Here is a 5893-nt window from a genome sequence, read left to right as displayed (position 1 = left end):
CGCCGCCGATGCCATTGCGGCGCGCGGCCTGACGCTCGCCGGCTGGGTCGCCAACGTGGTTGATCCCGGCATGCGCTACGGCGTGGACAACGTCGTCGCGCTGACCGAGCGCCTGCAGGCGCCGTTCCTCGGCACCATTCCGCGCCTGCCGTCGCCGCAACCGGCGCTGGCGGCGCCCCATCTCGATTTTTCAAGCTTGCCGGGCTGGCCCCGGCCCGTTTCACTTTGATGCAAAGGAAGCATATGTCTGCGCAACCGATCTCCTTCCAGCAAGTCCCGACTCCCGCCAAGCTGCGCGAAATCGCCGCGCAGCGCTGGCCGGTCGACAAGATCGTGGAACTGTTCAACCTGCCGTTCAGCGACCTGCTGTTCCGCGCGCAGCAGGTCCACCGCGAAAACTTCGACCCGCAGGAAGTGGAGCTCGCGACGCTGATGTCGATCAAGACCGGCGGCTGCCCCGAGGACTGCGGCTACTGCCCGCAGGCCGCGCGCTACGATACCGGCGTCAAGGCGCAGAAGATCCTGGAACTGGAAACCGTGCTCGACGCCGCCCGCAAGGCCAAGGAACACGGCGCGACGCGCTTCTGCATGGGTGCCGCCTGGCGCGAGCCGAAGGACCGCGATCTCGACCACGTCGAGGCCATGGTGCGCGGCGTGAAGGACCTCGGCATGGAAGCCTGCGTGACGCTCGGCATGCTGGGCGAAGGCCAGGCCGAACGCCTGAAGGCGGCTGGCCTCGACTACTACAACCACAACCTCGACACCGCGCCCGAGTTCTACAACAACGTGATCACCACGCGCGATTACCAGAACCGCCTCGACACGCTGGAGCGCGTGCGCAATGCCGGCATCAAGGTCTGCTGCGGCGGCATCGTCGGCATGGGCGAATCGCGCCGCCAGCGCGCCGGCCTGATCGCGCAACTCGCGAACATGGATCCGTATCCGGAATCGGTGCCGGTCAATAACCTGGTGCAGGTCGAGGGCACGCCGCTGCACGGCACGGAAAAGATCGACCCGCTGGAGTTCGTGCGCACCATCGCGGTGGCGCGCATCACGATGCCCAAGGCGCGCGTGCGCCTGTCGGCCGGCCGCCGCGAAATGGGCGAAGCGGTGCAGGCGATGTGCTTCGTGGCGGGCGCGAATTCGATTTTCTACGGCGACAAGCTGCTGACCACCGGTAATCCGGATGTGGAAGCGGACCAGCTGTTGCTGGAAAAACTCGGCATGCGCGTGAAGCATACGCAGCATGAGCCGAAGTGTGATGTGACGCAGTAAAGGAAACACCCCCTATAACAACGACCAGCGTCCCTCGACACAATCGGGGGACAGCACCAAAGGAGTCAGCGTGTTCACCAAGATCCTGATTGCAAACCGCGGCGAGATTGCCTGCCGTGTCGCCGCCACCGCCCACCGCATGGGCATCAAGACCGTTGCCGTGTATTCGGAAGCGGACGCCAATGCCAAGCATGTGGCCGTCTGCGACGAGTCCGTCCTGATCGGCCCCGCGCCGGCCAAGGAAAGCTACCTGCGTGCCGACAAGATCATCGAAGTCGCGCTCGCCACCGGCGCCCAGGCGATCCACCCCGGCTACGGCTTCCTGTCCGAGAATGAAGACTTCGCCGAAGCCTGCGCCAAGGCCGGTATCGCCTTCATCGGCCCGCCGGCATCGGCGATCCGCGCAATGGGCTCCAAGTCCGCGGCGAAGGCATTGATGGAAAAGGCCGACGTGCCGCTGGTGCCCGGCTATCACGGCGACACGCAGGACGCCGACTTCCTGCAGGGGCAGGCCGACCGCATCGGCTACCCGGTGCTGCTCAAGGCCAGCGCCGGCGGCGGCGGCAAGGGCATGCGCATCGTGGAGAAGAGCGCCGACTTCAAGGCCGCGCTCGAATCCTGCAAGCGCGAAGCGATCAACAGCTTCGGCGACGACAAGGTGCTGGTCGAGAAATACCTGACCCGTCCACGCCACATCGAGATCCAGGTGTTCGCCGATACCAAGGGCAACTGCGTGTACCTGTTCGAGCGCGACTGCTCGGTGCAGCGCCGCCACCAGAAGGTGCTGGAAGAAGCGCCTGCGCCCGGCATGACCGCCGAGCGCCGCCGCGCGATGGGTGAAGCCGCCGTTGCAGCAGCGAAAGCCGTCGGCTATGTCGGTGCGGGCACGGTGGAATTCATCGCCAACCAGGACGGTTCGTTCTACTTCATGGAAATGAACACTCGCCTGCAGGTGGAACACCCGGTGACCGAAATGATCACCGGCACCGATCTCGTTGAATGGCAATTGAGCGTCGCTTTCGGCGAAACCCTGCCGAAGAAGCAGGAAGAACTGACCATCCACGGCCATGCGCTGGAAGCGCGCATCTACGCTGAGAATCCCGAGAAGGGCTTCCTGCCGTCGATCGGCACGCTGCGCCACATGCACACCCCGACGGCGGTCAATTTCGAACTCGGCAAGGGCAGCGCGGGCAACGACCCGGCCGCGATCCGCATCGATTCCGGTGTGCGCGAAGGCGATGCGATTTCGCCGTTCTACGACCCGATGATCGCCAAACTGATCGTCTGGGGCAAGGACCGCGAGGAAGCGCTGGCGCACATGGCGCAGGCGCTGTCGGAATACCAGATCGTCGGCCTCGCCACCAACGTCGCCTTCCTCAAGCGCCTGGTGGAGAGCAAGCCCTTCTCCGGCGCCGACCTCGACACCGGCCTGATCGAACGCAACCATGCGGAACTGTTCCCGCAGCAAAAGCAGACCGCACTGCCGGTGCTGGCGCTCGCCGCCGCCTCGCTGCTGGTGTCCGAACAATCCGCCGGCGCCGCCGCCAACGACCCGTGGGCGAGCACCAGCGGCTGGCGCATGAACGGCACGCTGCTGCGCACGCTCGCCTATTCGGATGAATCCGGCGCCTATCCGGTCACCGTCGGCTACAACGATGTGGGCTGGTCGATCGCACAGGGCGCGGTGACGGCGGCGATGACGCTGGTCGAGCGCCAAGGCAAGCACCTCGTGATCAAGATCGACGGCGCGACAGTGCGCGGCACCGTGGTGCGTGACGGCGAAATGTTCCATGTGTTTACCGGCGGCGCGCATTACCCGCTGCACTACAACGACCCGCTCGCGCATGCCGGCGAGTCCGAAGCCGAAGGCGGCCGCCTGACTGCGCCGATGCCGGGCAAGATCGTGGCGGTGCTGGTAGACAAGGGCAAGTCTGTCGAGAAGGGTGCGCCGCTGCTGATCATGGAAGCGATGAAGATGGAGCACACGATTGCGGCGCCGGCCAGCGGCACGGTCGAGGACTTGCTGTATGCGGTCGGCGACCAGGTGGCGGAAGGCGCGCAGTTGCTGGCGTTCAAGGCGGCCTGATACAGGAGCGAAACATGGCATTCCCCACCAAAGTCAAAATCGTCGAAGTCGGCCCGCGCGACGGCCTGCAGAACGAAAAGGAAACCATCTCCGCCGAGGTCAAGATCGAACTGGTCGACCGCCTGACGGATGCCGGCTTCATCAACATCGAAGCCGCATCCTTCGTCTCGCCGAAGTGGGTGCCGCAGATGGCCACCTCCACCGAGGTGATGGCCGGCATCACGCGCAAGGCGGGCGTGATCTACTCCGCGCTGACGCCGAACATGAAGGGCTTCGAAGGCGCGCTCGCCGCCAAGGCAGATGAAGTGGTGATCTTCGGCGCCGCGTCCGAAGCCTTCTCGCAAAAGAACATCAACTGCTCGATCGCCGAATCGATCGAGCGCTTCCGCGATGTCGCGCAAGCCGCCAAGCAGCACAACATTCGCCTGCGCGGCAGCATCAGCTGCTCCTTCGGCTGTCCCTACCAGGGCGAAGTGTCGCCGGAAAGCGTGGCCGATGTGGTGCGCCGCCTGAAGGACCTCGGCTGCGACGAGATCGACATCGCCGACACCATTGGCGTCGGTACGCCGCGCCACGTGCAGAAAGTGATGGAGCGGGCGGCGAAGGAATTCCCGCTCGCGCAACTCTCCGGCCACTTTCACGACACCTACGGGCAGGCACTGGCGAACATCTACGCGGCGATGGAAGTCGGCGTGTCGACCTTCCACTCGTCGGTGGCTGGGCTGGGCGGTTGCCCGTATGCAAAGGGCGCGACCGGCAACGTGTCGACGGAAGACGTGCTGTACATGATGAACGGCCTCGGTGTCGAAACCGGCATCGACCTCGACAAGGTGGTCGACGCGGGCCAGTTCATTTCGAAGCACCTCGGCCGCAAGGCGGTAAGCCGCGCGGGGAATGCGATTGCCGCGAAGCGCGCAGGATAAACTTCCACTGCTGTTGCGGGAAGTCCGCGACTGCCGCCTGTGCGAACAGCACCTTCCGCACGGGCCCCGTCCGGTCGTGCAGGCGGGCAGGACAGCGCGGCTGCTGATCGTCGGACAGGCGCCCGGGCGGCGCGTGCATGAAACCGGCATTCCGTGGAACGATCCGTCGGGCGAACGCTTGCGCGACTGGCTCGGTATCTCGCGCGACGTGTTCTATGACGAGCGCCGCATCGCCATCGTGCCGACAGCATTCTGCTATCCGGGCAAGGGCAAGAGCGGCGATCTGCCGCCCAGGACCGAATGCGCGCCCGCATGGCATGCGCCGCTGCTGGCGGCGATGCCCGATATCCGCCTGACCTTGCTGATCGGCCGCCATGCGCAGGAATTCTATTTGCGGGAAAATGGCAAGGCGACGCTGACGGAAACCGTGGCGGCGTATGAAGACTACCTGCCGTCGTATTTCCCGCTGCCGCACCCCAGTCCGCGCAACCAGGCGTGGTGGAAGTCCAACCCCTGGTTCGGGCAGGCGGTGCTGCCGGCATTGCGCCGCTGCGTTGCCTCCGCTTTGAACGACTGACAACGAACAGAAAACATGCAAGACCAAACCCAGGAAAAACTGCCCGATACCGCGCAACGCGTGGCCGACCTGCTGGCCGGCATCGGCCATGACAAGCCCGTCGTGATGCTGCCCGAAACCGGCAAGACATCGGCCGAGGCTGCTGCGGGGCTCGGCTGCAGCGTGGCCGAGATCGCCAAGTCCATCGTCTTCCGCCGCCTCGCCGACGACGCGGCGGTGATGGTTGTCGCCAGCGGCATCAACCGCGTGGACGAGCACAAGGTGGCGTCCATCGTCGGTCCGCTCGGACGCGCGGATGCGAAATTCGTGAAGACGCGCATCGGCTACGCGATCGGCGGCGTGTGCCCGATCGGCCATGTGGAAAAGACGGTGATGCTGATCGACGAGGATCTGATGCAATACGGCAGCGTATGGGCGGCGGCCGGTCATCCGCATGCGGTGTTCAACCTGACGCCGCAGCAGCTGGTTGCGATGACTGGCGCGCCTGTCGTTGATGTGGCGTTGCGGGCGTGATGGTCGATTTCGATCCCGCCGGCGACTCGGGCAACGCGCCTTCTCCCTGCATCAGCCTCTGCAAGATGGATCAGCGGACCGGCTTGTGCGAGGGATGTTTCCGCACGATTGAAGAGATCGCGCAGTGGAGCACGGCGAGCGAGGAGCGCAAGCGGCAGGTGTGGGTGGAAATCAGGCGCAGGCGGGACGCGCTGTTTGGATAGAGTAGAACTGAACGGAGCTTCGCTATGAAAAAACTCGACTGGTACTTCGACTTCATCTCCCCCTTCTCCTACCTGCAGAGCGAACTCCTGCACACCCTGCCGGACGACGTGGAAATCACTTTCCGCCCCGTCCTGTTCGCCGGCCTGCTCGCACACTGGGACAACAAGGGACCGGCCGAGATCGTGCCGAAGCGGACCTGGACCTTCGAGCATTGCGCGTGGCTCGCGTACGAGAACGGCATCCCGATGACGATGCCCGCACACCATCCCTTCAATCCCCTGCCGCTGCTGCGCCTGTGCATTGCGCTCGGCAGCG

The 5893-nt window shown here is 64.9% G+C and carries 7 protein-coding genes and 1 pseudogene; all 8 read left to right on the top strand.

The window, feature by feature from the left end:
- Positions 1–229 (top strand): annotated as a pseudogene (locus tag AYR66_RS28935) (dethiobiotin synthase); the annotation flags it as partial.
- A gap of 14 nt (positions 230–243) precedes the next feature.
- Positions 244–1275: a biotin synthase BioB gene (gene bioB / locus AYR66_RS15750; protein WP_088708290.1), complete on the top strand. Its 1032-nt coding sequence runs from the start codon at positions 244–246 to the stop codon at positions 1273–1275.
- A 70-nt stretch (positions 1276–1345) separates the two neighbouring features.
- Complete coding sequence (locus AYR66_RS15745) at positions 1346–3361, top strand: acetyl/propionyl/methylcrotonyl-CoA carboxylase subunit alpha (RefSeq protein WP_088708289.1); 2016 nt, start codon at positions 1346–1348, stop codon at positions 3359–3361.
- A gap of 14 nt (positions 3362–3375) precedes the next feature.
- Positions 3376–4284 (top strand): hydroxymethylglutaryl-CoA lyase, encoded by a 909-nt coding sequence (locus AYR66_RS15740; protein ID WP_088708288.1) that lies wholly within the window; start codon positions 3376–3378, stop codon positions 4282–4284.
- Positions 4262–4861, top strand: coding sequence for a uracil-DNA glycosylase family protein (locus AYR66_RS15735; RefSeq protein WP_088708287.1), 600 nt, complete (start codon positions 4262–4264; stop codon positions 4859–4861). The genes AYR66_RS15740 and AYR66_RS15735 overlap by 23 nt, the downstream gene beginning before the upstream one ends.
- A gap of 15 nt (positions 4862–4876) precedes the next feature.
- Positions 4877–5374 carry a YbaK/EbsC family protein gene (locus tag AYR66_RS15730; RefSeq protein WP_088708286.1) on the top strand — a complete coding sequence of 166 codons (498 nt, stop codon included), beginning with the start codon at positions 4877–4879 and terminating at the stop codon, positions 5372–5374.
- Positions 5374–5577, top strand: coding sequence for a DUF1289 domain-containing protein (locus AYR66_RS15725; protein ID WP_088708285.1), 204 nt, complete (start codon positions 5374–5376; stop codon positions 5575–5577). The genes AYR66_RS15730 and AYR66_RS15725 overlap by 1 nt, the downstream gene beginning before the upstream one ends.
- A 24-nt stretch (positions 5578–5601) precedes the next feature.
- Positions 5602–5893 (top strand): DsbA family protein (locus AYR66_RS15720; protein ID WP_170942314.1); only part of this gene is annotated, 292 nt, incomplete at its 3' end.

The sequence above is a fragment of the Noviherbaspirillum denitrificans genome (assembly GCF_002211445.1).
In the GTDB taxonomy this organism is placed as follows: domain Bacteria; phylum Pseudomonadota; class Gammaproteobacteria; order Burkholderiales; family Burkholderiaceae_D; genus Noviherbaspirillum; species Noviherbaspirillum denitrificans.
The sequence above is the reverse complement of the archived record's forward strand: the minus strand, read 5'-3'. Positions and strand labels throughout refer to the sequence as shown.